This is a genomic window from Marinobacterium arenosum, from assembly GCF_019795155.1.
In the GTDB taxonomy this organism is placed as follows: Bacteria; Pseudomonadota; Gammaproteobacteria; order Pseudomonadales; family Balneatricaceae; genus Marinobacterium_C; species Marinobacterium_C arenosum.
Genome location: NZ_JAILYN010000056.1, coordinates 13,346 through 29,027, shown reverse-complemented (window position 1 = coordinate 29,027; position 15,682 = coordinate 13,346). Strand labels below are relative to the sequence as shown.

13 protein-coding genes are annotated in these 15,682 nt (G+C 61.5%); all 13 read right to left on the bottom strand.

Annotation, left to right across the window (positions count from 1 at the left end; all coding sequences use genetic code 11):
- Nucleotides 1–168: 168 nt before the first annotated feature.
- Nucleotides 169–1,527, bottom strand: a complete 1,359-nt coding sequence (gene trhP, locus K6T12_RS18640; protein ID WP_222224394.1) for a prephenate-dependent tRNA uridine(34) hydroxylase TrhP — start codon at nucleotides 1,525–1,527, stop codon at nucleotides 169–171.
- Nucleotides 1,528–1,545: 18 nt separating this feature from the next.
- Nucleotides 1,546–2,112, bottom strand: coding sequence for an RNA 2',3'-cyclic phosphodiesterase (gene thpR / locus K6T12_RS18635; protein WP_222224393.1), 567 nt, complete (start codon nucleotides 2,110–2,112; stop codon nucleotides 1,546–1,548).
- Between the two features lie 94 nt (nucleotides 2,113–2,206).
- The gene (locus K6T12_RS18630) at nucleotides 2,207–2,821 is read right to left on the bottom strand and encodes a glutathione S-transferase family protein (RefSeq protein ID WP_222224392.1); all 615 of its coding nucleotides are present in this window, start codon (nucleotides 2,819–2,821) and stop codon (nucleotides 2,207–2,209) included.
- Between the two features lie 190 nt (nucleotides 2,822–3,011).
- Nucleotides 3,012–3,992 carry a hypothetical protein gene (locus K6T12_RS18625; RefSeq protein ID WP_222224391.1) on the bottom strand — a complete coding sequence of 327 codons (981 nt, stop codon included), beginning with the start codon at nucleotides 3,990–3,992 and terminating at the stop codon, nucleotides 3,012–3,014.
- Between the two features lie 410 nt (nucleotides 3,993–4,402).
- Entirely contained in the window at nucleotides 4,403–5,740 is a 1,338-nt protein-coding gene (pepQ, locus tag K6T12_RS18620; RefSeq protein ID WP_222224390.1) for a Xaa-Pro dipeptidase, read from the bottom strand.
- Between the two features lie 9 nt (nucleotides 5,741–5,749).
- Nucleotides 5,750–6,700: a LysR family transcriptional regulator gene (locus K6T12_RS18615; protein ID WP_222224389.1), complete on the bottom strand. Its 951-nt coding sequence runs from the start codon at nucleotides 6,698–6,700 to the stop codon at nucleotides 5,750–5,752.
- Between the two features lie 55 nt (nucleotides 6,701–6,755).
- Complete coding sequence (locus K6T12_RS18610; protein ID WP_222224388.1) at nucleotides 6,756–7,889, bottom strand: M14 family metallopeptidase; 1,134 nt, start codon at nucleotides 7,887–7,889, stop codon at nucleotides 6,756–6,758.
- Nucleotides 7,890–7,975: 86 nt separating this feature from the next.
- Nucleotides 7,976–9,022 carry an ABC transporter ATP-binding protein gene (locus tag K6T12_RS18605; RefSeq protein ID WP_222224395.1) on the bottom strand — a complete coding sequence of 349 codons (1,047 nt, stop codon included), beginning with the start codon at nucleotides 9,020–9,022 and terminating at the stop codon, nucleotides 7,976–7,978.
- 15 nt (nucleotides 9,023–9,037) lie between these two features.
- Nucleotides 9,038–10,039 carry an ABC transporter ATP-binding protein gene (locus K6T12_RS18600; protein WP_222224387.1) on the bottom strand — a complete coding sequence of 334 codons (1,002 nt, stop codon included), beginning with the start codon at nucleotides 10,037–10,039 and terminating at the stop codon, nucleotides 9,038–9,040.
- Nucleotides 10,040–10,044: 5 nt separating this feature from the next.
- The gene (locus K6T12_RS18595) at nucleotides 10,045–11,007 is read right to left on the bottom strand and encodes an ABC transporter permease (RefSeq protein ID WP_222224386.1); all 963 of its coding nucleotides are present in this window, start codon (nucleotides 11,005–11,007) and stop codon (nucleotides 10,045–10,047) included.
- The gene (locus K6T12_RS18590; protein WP_222224385.1) at nucleotides 11,007–11,987 is read right to left on the bottom strand and encodes an ABC transporter permease; all 981 of its coding nucleotides are present in this window, start codon (nucleotides 11,985–11,987) and stop codon (nucleotides 11,007–11,009) included. Before K6T12_RS18590 ends, K6T12_RS18595 begins: the two co-directional genes overlap by 1 nt.
- Before the next feature lie 198 nt (nucleotides 11,988–12,185).
- Complete coding sequence (locus K6T12_RS18585; RefSeq protein WP_222224384.1) at nucleotides 12,186–13,739, bottom strand: ABC transporter substrate-binding protein; 1,554 nt, start codon at nucleotides 13,737–13,739, stop codon at nucleotides 12,186–12,188.
- A gap of 268 nt (nucleotides 13,740–14,007) precedes the next feature.
- On the bottom strand, nucleotides 14,008–15,654 hold the full coding sequence (groL, locus tag K6T12_RS18580) for a chaperonin GroEL (protein ID WP_222224383.1): 1,647 nt from the start codon (nucleotides 15,652–15,654) through the stop codon (nucleotides 14,008–14,010).
- Nucleotides 15,655–15,682: the final 28 nt, after the last annotated feature.

Here is a 15,682-nt window from a genome sequence, read left to right as displayed (position 1 = left end):
CGAGAGATGGCATCCACTGCCTGACTGAAATGCATAAAAAAATCCGGAACCCTTAACATGGATTCCGGATTTTCTCTTGCCTGATCAGCAAGTTAAAGAGCTTAACTGATCGGCATTACCCGACTGGGCGCCTTTTGGAAACGAAATCAAAACGAGATTAAAACAACATCAGTCCCGTGCCGGCGCGTTTGGCAGGTCACGCATCAGCAGCGCGTACTCCAGCTCGCCCGGCACCTCCAGCTTGAAGCGTACCCGGTGGCCGGAGCCAGGCGCGGCGTCGGTCGACTCGCCTTTCTTGTTGATCAGCTGGTCCAGCTTGAAGCGCTGGTTGCCCTGCGGCGTCATCAGCTCCAGGGTGTCGCCCACCTCGAAGCGGTTGCGCACGTCGATCTCGATCATGTCGCCATCGCGGCCCAGCACTTCGCCGACGAACTGCTGGTGCACACCCACCGAGTTGCCGGTCTCGTAGTTCTGGTACTCGTCATGCACGTGGCGACGGTAGAACCCTTCTGTATAACCGCGGTTGGCCAGGTTTTCCAGGGTATCCATCAGCTGCATATCGAACGGCTTGCCGGCCGCCGCATCGTCGATCGCCTTGCGGTAGGCCTGCGCGGTGCGCGCCACGTAGTAGTGCGACTTGGTGCGCCCCTCGATCTTCAGCGAGTCGACGCCCATCTCCGCCAGCCGATGGACGTGCTGGATGGCACGCAGGTCCTTGGAGTTCATGATGTAGGTGCCGTGCTCGTCCTCGAACGCCGGCATATACTCGCCCGGCCGGCTCTCTTCCTGCAGCAGGTAAACCTTGTCGGTCGGGTCGCCCAGCCCCAGGTCGGTGGTCGGGTCGAACTGCTGGGCGTCACCGCCGGACTGCTGCTGCAACGGGATCAGGTCACCGTTGTCGCCCTCTTTGGCTTCGTGGGCGTCATACTTCCAGCGGCAGGCATTGGTGCAGGTGCCCTGGTTCGGATCGCGCTTGTTGATATAACCGGACAGCAGGCAGCGCCCCGAGTAGGCGATGCAGAGCGAGCCGTGCACGAACACTTCGATCTCCATCTCCGGGCAGAGCTGGCGGATCTCGGCCACCTCGTCCAGTGACAGCTCACGGGACAGGATCACCCGTTCGATACCGGCCTTGTGCCAGAACTTCACCGACGCCCAGTTCATGGTGTTGGCCTGCACCGACAGGTGCACCGGCACCTCCGGGAAAGCCTCCTTGACCATCATGATCAGCCCCGGGTCGGACATGATCAGCGCGTCCGGGCCCATCTCCACTACCGGCCGCATATCGTCCAGGTAGGTCTTCAGTTTGGAGTTGTGCGGCATGATGTTGCTGGCGACGTAGAACTTCTTACCCAGTTGGTGGGCCAGGTCGATCCCCTGCGCCAGGTTGTCCATATTGAAGTCATTGTTCCGCACCCGCAGGCTGTAGCGCGGCTGACCGGCATAGACCGCGTCCGCACCATAGGCGAACGCGTATTTCATATTCTTCAGTGTCCCGGCCGGGGACAGCAGTTCAGGTATACGCATCGATCTCTCAACGACTAGTCAGGCAAGATCCAGCAATGGGATCTCGAACAGCGGTGTATAGATAGAGCCCCGTTCGCCCGGACGGCTCTGCAGCAGCACCACCGAGTCGGCCAGGCTGAACAGGTCCAGCGCCGGCCACTGCTCGGGTTGCTCAAAGTGGTTGCGGGCCTCCATCCGGCCCAGGGTGATGTGCGGTTTGAACGCCGCGTCCTCTTCCGGCAGTTGGATGCCGGCATCGTGAGCCACCTGCTCCATCGCATGGTGCAATGCCATCAATGGCTCGGACTGATCGGTCAATGCCGCCACCAGCGCCCAGCTCCGGTTCAGCCGGTAATAGCGGGCCGAGTTGATATGAACCTGGAAAGAGGTCACATCCTCCAGCCGCTCACGCGCCAGCTGTTCCAGCTGGTCGACCTGGGCCAGGTTGATATTGCCGAGAAAGCTAAGGGTCAGGTGGTATTGTTCCGAGTCCACCCAGCTGACCTCCGTCTGCCGATCAAACTCGCAGAGGGTATCGGCATGGTCTGCCAACCAGCGCACCACGGTCTGGGGCAGTTTCAGCGCAAAAAACGCTCGGATTTTCATTACGGGAGGCTAGAACCTTTTTATCTGGAACCGGCTATTCTGCCCTGCCGTCGGCCGCACTGCAATGGCAGCGACGGCCGAATACTGAGCTGCGTCAGCCGCGAGCACGCGCCATCAGCTTCTGCTGGGCGGGATGGTTCAACATCCGCTTGATCCAGCTATTCACATTGGGATAGTCGCTGAAATCGAAGCCGGCCAGTTTGCCCCAGGCCAACACCAGCGCACCGTGGATATCGGCCACCGTCAGGTGGTCGCAGGCGACATATTTGCGTCCCTCGAGTCGGGCTTCCAGGGTCGGCAGGAAGCGACGGAACTCGCCACCGGCCTTGTCCAGTACCGCCGCATCCGGCTTGCCATCGCTGTATTTGGCCTGGATCAGCATATCCAGCGCCGGCACCTCCAACTGGTTGCTGACATAGAGCGACCAACGGTAGATCTCCGCCACCTGCTCCAGCGAATCGGCCCACAACTTGTTGTCGCCGTATTTCTGCGCCAGATAGAACAGGATCGCCTGGGTTTCCCACAGGGTCAGATCGCCGTCCTGCAGGGTCGGCAATTTGCCATTGGGGTTCAGCGCCAGGTACTCCTCGCTGCGGGTCGGTGCGCTGCGCGGCGCCATATCGACCATCTCGTAAGGCTGCCCAAGCTCCTCCAGGGCAAACATCACCATACCGGCGCGGGAGAAGATCCCGCCATGTACCTTAATCATCAAAGCTCCTCATAGAACGGTTATCTGCGAATAGCGGGCCTCCCTATTGGGAGTACCCGAGCTTTGCCCTTGCTACTGGCTCTCTTGACGGAGCTCTTTTTATCTCCAACGGCCTACGCTGAACGCCGCGGTTGGCCGGGAATATCGCCCTCTGAGCGGGCTGCTACGGCCGGTCTTCCAGATAGATTAGCTAGCGCGCCACCTGCTCCAATTTCAGCTGCAGGTTGTTCAGCTTCTGACGGATCTGCAGCAGCTCGCGGTTGAGCTGGCGACGACTGCCGTCGAACGCCTGGATCGCCTCTTCGTTGATCGCGATACGCCGCTGCAGCTCATCACTGACCGCCGTTGAAGCGCGATCGTCACGCGCATTCGCCTGTTGCTGCTGTAACTGTTTCAGCGAATCGGACAGCACCGTCTGCTGTTCAGCCAGCAGATTGGCGCGACGCTGCAGTTCACCGTCCAGGCTGGTCAGCCGCTTTTTAAGATCGCCGATCGCCGCATCGCTACTCTTATTCAGCGCCGCCTGTTCTGCGGCCAGCTTTTTCTGGGCGGCATCCAGGCCCGCTACCGACTTGGCCGCCTGGTCGACCGCAGCCACGCTTTTACCAACCTTGGCCAGCTCGCCCTGCTGCGCTTTCAGCTGTTTATCGAGTGCCGCCAGCTGTTTATCCTGACCGGCCAGTTTCTTGTCCAATTCGGCCAGCGTCTTGTCATGCGCCTCCAGGGTCGGCTTGTTGCGCTGGTAGGCGACGGTCCACAGCTTGGCGATCTCGGAATCGTAGTGTTTGCTCTTCTCGGCCAGGCTGCTCTTCAGCTGGCCCAACTGGCCAACCAGCGATTGGCCCGACTCGGCGGCGCTGGACTCGGCCACCTGCAGCAGCTCCTGCAACTCGGCCAGTTGAGCGGTGGCCTGCTGCAACTGGGCGTCACGGCTTTTTAGCTGGTTCTGCAGTTCCAACAGCCCATAGCCCAGCCCACCGCAGGCAACGACCAGCAGAACCAACACCCCGCGGGTCAGTAAACCCGGTCCACCGCCCGGTTTACCACCAGTGGCCGGCTTCGCTGCCGGCGGGGCTGCAGCCCGGGTGGGCTTGGCTGCCGGACGCTTATCGCCCGGGTCTCGCTCGGCCGGTCCCAGGCTGATATTGATATCCTCGTCAGAACTGCTCATCAGGGCGTACGCCTCCATCCATTTTTTGCTGGCAAAACCCTAGCAGGTTTGCCGTTTACGCAAAAGAGACCCCGCTAGAAAGCGCGGTTCATTTACGTGCTGGTATCCTATCCAATGATGATGAGCCAGCACTTAACGGGGTCTAGAACAGGGGCGCTCGCAGAGCGGGCTGCTACGGCAGGCCCCTGTAGGGCGCCACCGCCGCAGGCGGTTTTAGAGCCCTGCGGGCTCCTGGTCGACTAAAGTCAACCCTACAGTCACCGCCTCGATCTTTTAAGGAAAGCGGTCGCTCGCAGAGCGGGCTGCTCCGGCAGCCCCCTGTAGGGCGCCACCCGGGGCGCCACCGCCGCAGGCAGTTGAAAACGCCTGTCGGCGGTTGGCCGGCCAGACCTACCCGGCCGGGTCCGGCCCTACAAGGCGCGGGCCTGGTCGGCGGCCTGTTGCGCGGCAAACGCATCGCGGGTGAAGTTCTCGCAGCCATCGTCAGTCACCGCGACATTGTCCTCGATACGGATGCCTCCCCACGGCTGCAGTTGCCCGATCGCCTGCCAGTTGACGTCTGCACCGGCCTCGCTGTCACGCAGCTTTTTCAGCAGCGACGGAATGAAGTACAGCCCCGGTTCGATGGTGATCACGAAGCCCGGCTGCAGCTCGCGGGTCAGCCGCAGGAACGGGTGCTCGGCCGGCGGCTCGCCCAGCGCACCTTCGCCATCCTGCTGCCAGCCACCGACATCATGCACCTGCAGCCCCAGCAGATGGCCGAGGCCGTGCGGGAAGAAGGTACGGCTGATACCGCGTTCGACGATCGACTCGGCACTGGCGTTGACCAGGCCGTGCTCCTGCAGAATACCGGCCAACAAATGATGCATCCGGCGATGCAGTTCGATAAAGCAGGCGCCAGCCTTCACCTCGCCCAGCAGTTGCCGCTGCGCCCGGTCCAGCGCTGCCACCAGCTCGGCGAACGGCGTGCCGCCGGCGGTGAAGGTGCGGGTGATATCGGCGGCATAGCCCAGGTGAACCGCGCCGGCATCCAGCAGCAGGGTGCGCGACTGCTGCGGCGCCTGACGTTGCTGGAACTGGTAATGCAACACCGCGGCGTGCTCGTTCAGGGCGACGATATTGTCATAGGGCATATCGCGTTCGTTATGCTCGATCGCCTGCAGATAACCCTGGTGGATCCGGTATTCGCTGGCCCCCTCATGGAACAGCTGTTCGGCGGCCGTGTGCCCTTTGACCGCAGTCACGTTGGCCTGACGCAGACAATGCAGCTCCCAGTCGGTCTTGACCGCCCGCTGGAAATGCAGCCGGTTCAGCAGCGCCTGCGGATTGTGCGGCCAGTCTACCCCGTTCACCGCCGGCGGCTGCTCGCTGATCACCGCCAGCCCCGCTTGCGGCTGCAGCGCCCGGTGCAGTTCCGCCGGCGCGCTGTATGGCCGAATCTCGAACGCGGTTGTCCACCAGTCGTCCGGCACCGACGGCGTCAGGTGCCAGAAATCGTCCGGCGCATGGTAGTACAGCACCGGTGTCCGGCCGGGCCGCCACAGCAGCCAGCAGTGCGGATGTTCGCTCAGGAACGGCAACCAACGCAGGAAATGGGGGTTGGCACGGAACGGGTAGTAGTTGTCGTCCAGAAAGCGCGGGTGCAGATGGCCGGAGCCGATCAGCAGGCCATCGAAGCCGCAGGCTTCCAACGCAGCGGCACTTTGCTGCTGCACCTGCTGCAGGTGTTCGAAATAACTTGGGTGCATGGCGATCTCTCAGCTTGGTAGCGGCAGCCGTTCACTGCCGGTATTCAGTTCGGCCTGCAGCAACGCCCAGAGGCTCTGCAGCTGGCGATGGTTGTTCTGACGCAGCCGGTACAGCCGGATCTGCAGCGGGATCTGCCAGGCTCCGCCGCCGGCCAGCGTCAAACTGCGGTATTTCAGACTGTCGTCGACCAGCCGGCGCGGCACCCAGCCGAAACCGAAGCCCTCCTTGATCATCGCCTTGACGCTGACCGAGTGGGCATTCTCGTTCATGGTGGTCAGATGCGGCGGGCTCAGCTGCTGCTGCAGGAAACGGTCGATGATCGGCCGCATGAAGGACTTCTCGCTGTAACCGATATAGGGCAGCGGTGCCCGGCTGCTACCGGGCAACGGGTACAGCGGCTCGCCCTGCTCGTCCACCGGGCTGACCGGCACCAGCGTCTCCTCGCCGATTACCAGGTATTCGAAGCGTTCGTCGTCCAGCTCCTGAATGAAGTCGATGCTGGGATGCCAGTAGCAGAGCACCAGGTCACACTCGTCCTGGGCCAGCGCCCGGACGAAATCGGGTCCGACCCAGGCGGTGGATTTGAGATTCAGGTCGACATCGATCTGGTGGGCCTGCGACAGCGGCACCAGCCAGGAGTTGTAGAAGCTCAGGTAGAGCGTCTGGGTGGTGGCGAACAGCAGCCGGTTCTCCTCCTGCTCGCGTATCGCGTTACAGCGCACCTTGGTCTCACGGGCGGTGCGACTGATCTGCTCGGCACCGGCCAGGAACACCTCGCCGGCCGGTGTCAGCGTCAACGGCAGCGAGTTGCGGTCGATCAACGTCACCCCCATCTCCTCCTCCAGCAGCTTGATCCGCCGGCTGAGGGTTGGCTGGGTGACATTGCGCTCGTCCGCGGCGCGAGAGAAGTGCCGGGCATGAGCCAGCGCGATAAAGTCGTCGAGCCACCTGAGCTCCATAAAAGCCTCTTATCTGTCTGCTACATCGTTGAGGCTAGCAAGGTTATCAGCGAACTCATAGGCTGCCACGATCGAGCCAGGTCGACAGCGGGTACAGCAGCGACTCGCCCAACTTGGCAGAGCGTTCCGGCGACCAGCCGCATTCAGGATCCGGCCGCAGGTCGTAATCCTTGAACGGCATCTCCAGGGTCATCGCCGGGCAATCGAACGCTTGGCCGACCCAGAAGCCGGCGATGGTCATCATCTCCGGGCCAAACTTGCCGACCGGGTAACCGCGCTCAAGCTGGAAATCGGGGTTGACGGCGCGCAGGTCCTGCTGGAACTGTCGCTCCTGCTGCAACACCGCGTCACGGACCTCGGGGGATCCTTCCTGACCGGCAATAAAGTTGCAGGGCAATGCTTCGTCGCCATGCAGGTCGAGGAACAGGTCGACCCCGGTCTGCCGCATCCGCTCCCGCACGAGAAGCACCTCGGGGCTGCGCTCGGCATGCGGCTCGAGCCACTCGCGGTTCAGGTTGGCGCCGGCCGCATTGGTGCGCAGGTGACCGCGCACCGAGCCGTCCGGGTTCATGTTCGGCACCAGATAGAACACCGCCTGCTCCAGCAGCTTGCCGGCCAAGGCATCGGTCGGGTCCAGCAGCCGGGCCAGCAAACCTTCGGCGCACCACTCGGCCATGGTCTCGCCGGGATGCTGACGAGCGATCAGCCAGATCGCCTTCTTGTTATCGGCAGGGGTGCCGATCTGCAGCAGATCCAGGTCGTGGCCGTCCAGAGTCTGGCCCAGCGTGTGCACCTGGCACAGCGGCGACTGCTGGGCCCAGCCGATCAGGTCCAGGTGGCGCTCGAAGCTGTAGGGTGCGAAATAAGCGTAATAGACGCTGTTATGCTCCGGCCGGTGCTCGATTACCAGTTCGCCGTCGACATAACGGGTCGGCACCCGAAACCAGTGCTGGCGATCATAGGACGCCACCGCCCGGTAATCGGGCCAGCCATCGACATAGGCCGCTTCGCCGGCGTTGGTCAGCCGCATGCGCAATGGCTGGTCGGCGGCGCCCTGTACCCGGTAATGGAACCACTGGAAAAAGTCGGAGTTGCGGTCCTTGCGGATCCGCAACTGGATATCGTCGGCCTCGGCCTGGCTGATCACCTCGATATTGCCGGCATCGAAACCGCTACTGATGTTGATCATGTGTCCTCGCTTCGCTCGGTAGCTACAAGCCTTAAGCTATAAGCTTCAAGCGGCTTGCAGCTTGAAGCTTACCGCTTGCAGCTCCGTCAGATACGCCCTTCGTCCACCGCGTGACAGGCGACCATGCCGCCACCGTCGGTGGCGATCAGTTGCGGAATCTCCCGCTGACAGCGCTCGTTGGCGTACGGGCAACGGCCGTGGAACACGCAGCCGGACGGCAGGTTGACCGGGGTCGGCACCTCGCCCTTCAGCTTGATATGCCCCGGTCGGTCATCCTCCAGTCGCGGGATCGCCGACAGCAGTGCCTGGGTATAGGGGTGGCGCGGCTGGGCGAACAGGGTGCCGGTCGGCGCCAGCTCGCACAGGGTGCCCAGGTACATCACCGCCACCCGGGTGCCGAAGTGCTCGACCACCGACAGGTCGTGGGTGATGAACAGGTAGGTCAGGTTGCGCTGCTCCTGGGCGTCCATCATCAGGTTCAGTACCTGCGCCTGGATCGACACGTCCAGCGCCGAGATCGGTTCGTCGGCGACGATGAACTCCGGGTCCACCGCCAGTGCCCGGGCGATACTGATCCGCTGGCGCTGACCGCCGGAGAACTCGTGCGAATAGCGCTCGCCCCAGCTCGGGTCGATACCGACCGAGAACATCACCTCGTGCACCTTGTCGCGCACCTCGGTGGCGGACCATTGCGGGTTGTGCAGCCGCACCGGCTCCTGCAGGGTCTCCTCGATGGTCATCCGCGGGTTCAGCGAGGCGTAGGGGTTCTGGAAGATCATCTGCATCTTGCGCCGGTACGGCATCAGCTGACGATCGCTGAGGTTGTCGATCCGCTCACCCCGGTAGCGGATTGCGCCGCTGCTCGGCGACAGCAGGCCCATCACCGTACGGGCCACGGTGGACTTGCCGCAGCCGGACTCGCCCACCACGCAGAGCGCCTCGCCACGCTGCACGTTCAGGTTGACGCCGTTGATGGCGTGCACGAACTCCCGCTCGCGGACGATCTTGCCGCCGCGGAACTTGAGCTGATCGAGGAAATCACCGGAGATGGAGAACTTCTTGTACAGGTTCTCCACCTCCACCAGGGTTTCGCCGCCGGCCTGGACGACGCGCTGAGGATGCTGTTCGGTCATCGTTGTCATCGCTGCTTACACCTCTTCCGCCTTTTTCTGGGCCGCTTCCTCGCGCTTCATCTCCGCCACCAGGTGGCAGGCCACCTGGCATCCGCCGGAACGGGTAAAGCCCGGCAGGTTGTGTTTGCAGGTTTCCATTACGTAGTTGCAGCGCGGGTGGAAGGCGCAACCGGTCGGAATCCGCTGCAGCGGCGGCATAGCGCCGCGGATCTGGTTGAGCCGCTGGCCCGGCAGGGCCATCTGCGGCAGCGCGTTCATCAGCCCCTGGGTGTAGGGGTGCTGGGCATCGTTGATAATCTCCTTGGTCGGTCCCTGTTCGATAATGCGGCCGGCATACATCACGATGGTTTTCTGGGTCACCTGGGAAACCACCCCCAGGTCGTGGGTGATCAGGATCAGTGCCACGTTGTTGCGTTCACACAGCTCCAGCATCAGCTCCATGATCTCCGCCTGGATGGTCACGTCCAACGCGGTGGTCGGTTCGTCGGCGATGATGATATCCGGGTCCATCAACAGGCCGATGGCGATCACCACCCGCTGTCGCATACCGCCGGACAGCTCGTGCGGATACTGGTCCAATCGTGTTTCCGGCGACGGAATATAGACCTGCTTGAGCTTCTGCAGGGCGATTTCGCGGGCGTCCCTCTTGCTAATCTTGCGGTGCGCCAGCAGGCATTCGACCATCTGTTCGCCAATGGTCAGCACCGGGTTCAGGGTCATCATCGGGTCCTGGAAGATCATCGCGATCCGGTTGCCGCGTACCGAGCGCAGCTCCTCGGCGGACAGATCGGCCAGGTTCCGGCCCTCGAAGCTGATCTCACCGCCGGCGATATAGCCCGGCTTGGAGAGCAGGTTGAGGATCGAGAAGCCCAGTACCGACTTGCCGGCGCCGGACTCACCCACCACGCCGAGCCGCTCGCCGCGGTTCAGCGTGAAATTGATATCGCGCAGGGCTTTCACTTCGCCGCTGCGCAACCCGAAGCGTACTTCGAGGTCTTTTACTTCCAACAGCGCCATATCGATTACCCCTTGTACAGTTTCGGGTTGAGCACGTCACGCAGCCAGTCGCCCAGCAGGTTCATCACCAGTACCAGCGCCACCAGCACGACGCCCGGGATCACGGTGATCCACCAGGAGCCGGAGAAGATGTACTCGAAACCACTGGAGATCAGCGAGCCCAGTGACGGCTCGGAGACCGGCATACCCAGGCCCAGAAACGACAGCGAGGCTTCGGCGATGATCGCGTTGGCCACCTGCACGGTGGAGATCACCAGGATCGGCGACAGGGTGTTGGGCAGAATATGGCGGAACATGATGCGCGGCGCGCGCAGGCCGATCACCCGGGCCGCATCGACATATTCCTTCCTCTTCTCGGCCAGCACCGAGGCGCGGATGGTACGAGCGTACTGCGGCCACTCGGCAATGCCGATCACCAGGATCAGCATGATCATCGCCAGATCCTGATACAGCTCGGTGCCGAAAGTGGCCTGAAACACCGCCAGCACCACGATCGCCACCATCATGGTGGAGAACGACAGCTGCACGTCGGCCAACCGCATCAGCAGGCTGTCCAGCCGGCCGCCGAAGTAACCGGCCACCAGACCGATGCAGATCCCCAGCACCGCCTGCAGCGCCACCGCGCACAGACCGATCATCAGCGACACCCGGGTGCCGTACAGGATGGTGGACCAGAGGTCGCGCCCCTGGGCGTCGGTGCCGAGCCAGAAGTTTTCGTCACCCTCCGCCTCGTCCCAGCTGGGTGGAATCTCGGAGTTGAGGATATCGATCTGCGACGGATCATAGGGGTCGTACGGCGCGATGGCAGGCGCAAACAGCGCCATCACCGCATACAGCACGAAGATCGCCAGGCTGATCTGGGCAACCCGGTCACGGGTGAAGCTGTGCCACAGGTGGCTGTCTTTGATTCGCTGCCAGGCAGAAGGTGCCGCCGGTGCAGCTTCAAGAATTTGGGTCTGGTCTGTCATCACTTCTTACCTGCCAGTTTAACGGTCGGGTTCACCAGGCCGTAGATCAGGTCCACGATGGTGTTGGTGATTACGAAGATCGCCCCGACGACGATCAGGTAGGCCACGATCAGCGGGGTATCAACCCGGTTGACCGCCTCCAAAAACAGGAACCCCATGCCCGGCCACTGGAACACGGTTTCGGTCAGGATGGTGTAGGCCACCATGGTGCCAATCTGCACCCCGCCGACGGTGATCACCGGCAGCATGGTGTTCTTCAGCGCATGCAGGAAATAGATCCGGCGCGGCGAGATCCCCTTGGCCCAGGCGAACTTGACGTACTCGGATTGCAGCACCTCCATCATCTCGGCACGGATCAGCCGGATGAACAGCGGCAGCATGATCGACGCCAGCGTGAAACAGGGCAGTACCAGGTGCAACAGGCCGTCGCCGGTCAGGAAACCGGTCTCCCACCAGCCGTTGAACAGGTCAACAGTTTCGCCACGCCCATAGGAGGGCATCCAGCCCAGCTCGATGGCGAACAGGTAGATCAGCCCGATCGCGGTCAGGAACACCGGGATCGAGATACCGATAATACTCAGCCCCATCACCGCCCGGGAGAACAGGCTGCTCGGCCGGATCGCCGAATAGACCCCCAGCGGTACCGACAACAGCACGATGATCAGGGTGGCACCGAACACCAGCTCGAGGGTGGCCGGCAGCTTCTTCAGGATCACCTCCAGTGCCGGTTCTTTGAAGAAGTAGGAGGTACCCAGGTCGCCCTGCAGGGCGTTGCGGGCAAAACGCCCGTACTGCACCAGGAACGGATCGTTCAGACCCAGTTCGTCACGCAGCGCCTGGCGCTCCTCTTCGGACACCGACTGGCCCACCAGCTCTCGCAGCGGGTCACCCAGGTTGTCCTGAATGGAGAAGCTGATCAGGCTAATGACGAACATCACGACAATGGCCTGAAACAGCCGTTTTATCAGAAAAGCAATCATGGTATCTCAGCCTTGATGCGCCCGGCCATCCATACCCGGACCACTAACTGTTGGATTGATTAGGCGGCGGACACCCGTCGGCGTCGCCGTGACTGTCGGGCCGGCAACAGGCCCACCCGACGGAAAAAGACGGCAACCCCTCAGCGGGGCTGCCGTGAGGACCGAGAACTCGGTCGACCTGTAACAGGTATGATCCGCTTACTGTTTGACCACCAGGTCGCCCAGGTACGGGAAGTTCATCACGTTCAGTACCGGTGCGATATCGACGTTCTTGCCGGCCGCCCAGGCCAGGTTCTGCCAGTGCAGCGGAATAAAGCCGGCATCGTCGTAGATGATCTGCTCGATCTGCTGCATGATTGCGGCACGCTTGGCCTGATCGGTTTCAGTATTGGCCTGCGCCACCAGCTGATCGACCTTCGGATTGCAGTAGTTGCCGCTGTTGTACTGGCCAGCCCCGGTTTCCTTGTTCGGGCACATCGCCAGGAATTCGTAGAAGTTGTTGGAGTCTTCGGTGTCAGCGTGCCAGCCGATCATCATCAGGTCCGCCGCACGGGCATCGAACTCCGGCCAGTACTGCGCCTTCGGCATGGTCTTCAGATCAACCTTGATGTTGATCTTGGCCAGCATCGACGCGACCGCCTGGGAGATCTTGGCATCGTTCACGTAGCGGTTGTTCGGCGCCATCATGGTGACGGTAAAGCCTTTCTCGTAGCCCGCTTCCTTCATCAGCTGCTTGGCTTTCTTCAGGTCGTAACGCGGCTGCAGCGCTTCGTTATAGCCCAGGTAGCCTTTCGGCGAGAACTGCGCGGCCGGGGTCGCGAAGCCCTTCATGATCTTCTTGACGATACCTTCCTGGTTGATCGCGTGAACGATCGCCTGACGTACCCGTGCGTCCTTGAACGCCTCAACGCGCTCCTGGTTCATCTGTACGGTGATGATACGGGTACCACCCATGGTTACCAGGTTGGCCCGGTCGGAGCTGTCGATCCGCTTGTGGTCGGTCGGCGGCACCGGCGCAATGAAGTCGACATCGCCGGACAGCAGCGCGGCGACACGGGTCGGCGCCTCTTTGATCGGGGTCAGCACGATCTTGTCGACGTTACCCGGCGACTTCTTGTCCCAGTAATCCATGTTACGGGTGAATTCGACTTTCACACCCTGCTCGCGCTCGGTCACGGTATACGGACCGGTACCGGACAGGTGACGGGAAGCGAAGGAGTTACCGTGCTTGACCAGCATGTCTTTCGGGTTGCCGTTCGCGTCGGTGCCACTGTAATACTGGCTGTCCATCGGGAACAGGTAGGTGGCGTTGTTCAGTACCAGCGGGAACGGTTTTTCGGTGATCAGATCGACAGTGTGATCGTCAACCACCTTGATCTCTTTGAACGGGCTGAAGATCCCCTTGAAATCAGCCGAGTTGCGCAGACGCTCGAAGGTGAAAGCGACATCTTTCGCGGTGAATTCGTTGCCGCTGTGGAACTTGACGCCCTTACGCAGGTGGAAGCGCATGGTCAGGTCGTCGATACGTTCCCATTTCTCAGCCAGGCGCGGCTCGAAGCCCAGGTCCCGGGTCCAGCGCAGCAGCGGATCGAAAGTCATATGGGACAGCTGCAGGGTACCACCGGACAGCTGTTCGTGGGGATCGAGGGAAACCGGATCGGCGTCATACGCCATCTTCAGAGTTGCGGCCTGGGCGTTCATCAGCCCCAGGCTTAACAGAGCACCAGCCAAGATAGAGGCGGTCTTTTTCATGTTGTTTGTCCCATGTTTGTTATTGTTCGGACGCAAGCATCTCGCTCAACGAGGATTACCAGCCTAGAGAACCGCCAGGGACAAACCAATCGGAATAATGAAATACCCTATACGCAGAGCGTATAGGGTATTTTGCAACAAGCTCAAAGCCGCACGCTTCAAGCCACTGGGAGCTTTCGACTTTGAGCTGCGGCGCCAAAAAGAATGCCCGGCACGGGGCCGGGCATTGTGCTACTCACCGGGAGTGAGCGGAAAGGTCGGGCTGGGCTTACATCATGCCGCCCATGCCGCCCATACCGCCCATGCCGCCCATGTCCGGCATGCCGCCTGCGTTCTCTTCCGGAGAATCCGCTACCATCGCTTCGGTAGTGATCATCAGGCCGGCAACAGAGGCAGCTGCCTGCAGTGCGGAACGGGTTACTTTGGCCGGATCCAGGATACCCATCTCCAGCATGTCGCCGTATTCGCCAGTCGCGGCGTTGTAACCGAAGTTGCCTTCGCCGTCGCGAACCTTGGAAACCACAACGGATGCTTCGTCGCCGGCGTTGTCGACGATCTGACGCATCGGTGCTTCCATCGCGCGGCAAGCCAGCTGAATGCCCACGGTCTGGTCGTGGTTAGCGCCTTCCAGAGCTTCCACCTTGGACAGCGCACGGATCAGCGCAACGCCACCGCCCGGTACCACGCCCTCTTCAACGGCTGCGCGAGTCGCGTGCAGCGCGTCTTCAACGCGGGCTTTCTTCTCTTTCATTTCCACTTCAGTGGCAGCGCCCACCTTGATCACTGCAACACCGCCGGCCAGCTTGGCAACGCGCTCCTGCAGTTTCTCGCGGTCGTAGTCGGAAGAGGTTTCTTCCATCTGCGCACGGATCTGGTTAACGCGCGCTTCGATGTTGGCGTGCTCACCCATGCCGTCAACCACAGTGGTGTTTTCCTTGGTGATGGAAACACGCTTGGCCTGGCCCAGCTGGTCCAGAGTCGCGCCTTCCAGAGACAGGCCCACCTCTTCGGAGATCACGGTGCCGCCAGTCAGGACAGCGATATCTTCCAGCATCGCCTTGCGACGGTCGCCGAAGCCCGGTGCCTTGACCGCAGCCACCTTAACGATACCGCGCATGTTGTTGACCACCAGAGTCGCCAGCGCTTCGCCTTCAACGTCTTCAGCGACGATCAGCAGCGGACGGGAGGACTTGGCTACCTGCTCCAGGATCGGCAGCAGATCGCGGATGCTGGAAACTTTCTTGTCTACCAGCAGCAGGAACGGCTGTTCCAGCTCGACAGACATGTTGTCCTGGTTGTTGATGAAGTACGGAGACAGGTAACCACGGTCGAACTGCATACCTTCAACCACGTCCAGCTCGTTCTCCAGGCCGGAACCTTCCTCAACGGTGATAACGCCTTCTTTACCGACCTTCTCCATCGCATTGGCAATGATCTCGCCTACCGCTTCGTCAGCGTTGGCAGAGATAGTACCTACCTGAGCGATCGCCTTGGAATCGGCGCAAGGAACCGCCATCGCCTTGATCTGCTCAACCACGGCAGCCGCCGCCTTGTCGATGCCGCGCTTCAGATCCATCGGGTTCATGCCGGCCGCAACGGATTTCAGACCTTCGTTGACGATCGCCTGAGCCAGTACGGTTGCAGTGGTGGTACCGTCGCCGGCTACGTCGTTAGCCTGGGAAGCGACTTCCTTCACCATCTGTGCGCCCATGTTCTCGAACTTGTCTTTCAGTTCGATCTCTTTGGCAACGGATACACCGTCTTTGGTTACAGTCGGCGCACCGAATGCTTTATCCAGCACCACGTTACGGCCTTTCGGACCCAGAGTGGTCTTAACAGCGTTAGCCAGAATGTTTACGCCTTCCAGCATGCGATGGCGAGCGTCATCACCAAAACGTACGTCTTTAGCAGCCATGTTCAATCAATCCTGTATCTATTAAATG

Excerpts from the sequence above, each read along its gene's own strand:
- trhP (WP_222224394.1), bottom strand. The coding sequence starts at position 1,527 with ATGCGTATACCTGAACTGCTGTCCCCGGCCGGGACACTGAAGAATATG.
- thpR (WP_222224393.1), bottom strand. The coding sequence starts at position 2,112 with ATGAAAATCCGAGCGTTTTTTGCGCTGAAACTGCCCCAGACCGTGGTG.
- K6T12_RS18630 (WP_222224392.1), bottom strand. The coding sequence starts at position 2,821 with ATGATTAAGGTACATGGCGGGATCTTCTCCCGCGCCGGTATGGTGATG.
- K6T12_RS18625 (WP_222224391.1), bottom strand. The coding sequence starts at position 3,992 with ATGAGCAGTTCTGACGAGGATATCAATATCAGCCTGGGACCGGCCGAG.
- pepQ (WP_222224390.1), bottom strand. The coding sequence starts at position 5,740 with ATGCACCCAAGTTATTTCGAACACCTGCAGCAGGTGCAGCAGCAAAGT.
- K6T12_RS18615 (WP_222224389.1), bottom strand. The coding sequence starts at position 6,700 with ATGGAGCTCAGGTGGCTCGACGACTTTATCGCGCTGGCTCATGCCCGG.
- K6T12_RS18610 (WP_222224388.1), bottom strand. The coding sequence starts at position 7,889 with ATGATCAACATCAGTAGCGGTTTCGATGCCGGCAATATCGAGGTGATC.
- K6T12_RS18605 (WP_222224395.1), bottom strand. The coding sequence starts at position 9,022 with ATGACCGAACAGCATCCTCAGCGCGTCGTCCAGGCCGGCGGCGAAACC.
- K6T12_RS18600 (WP_222224387.1), bottom strand. The coding sequence starts at position 10,039 with ATGGCGCTGTTGGAAGTAAAAGACCTCGAAGTACGCTTCGGGTTGCGC.
- K6T12_RS18595 (WP_222224386.1), bottom strand. The coding sequence starts at position 11,007 with ATGACAGACCAGACCCAAATTCTTGAAGCTGCACCGGCGGCACCTTCT.
- K6T12_RS18590 (WP_222224385.1), bottom strand. The coding sequence starts at position 11,987 with ATGATTGCTTTTCTGATAAAACGGCTGTTTCAGGCCATTGTCGTGATG.
- K6T12_RS18585 (WP_222224384.1), bottom strand. The coding sequence starts at position 13,739 with ATGAAAAAGACCGCCTCTATCTTGGCTGGTGCTCTGTTAAGCCTGGGG.
- groL (WP_222224383.1), bottom strand. The coding sequence starts at position 15,654 with ATGGCTGCTAAAGACGTACGTTTTGGTGATGACGCTCGCCATCGCATG.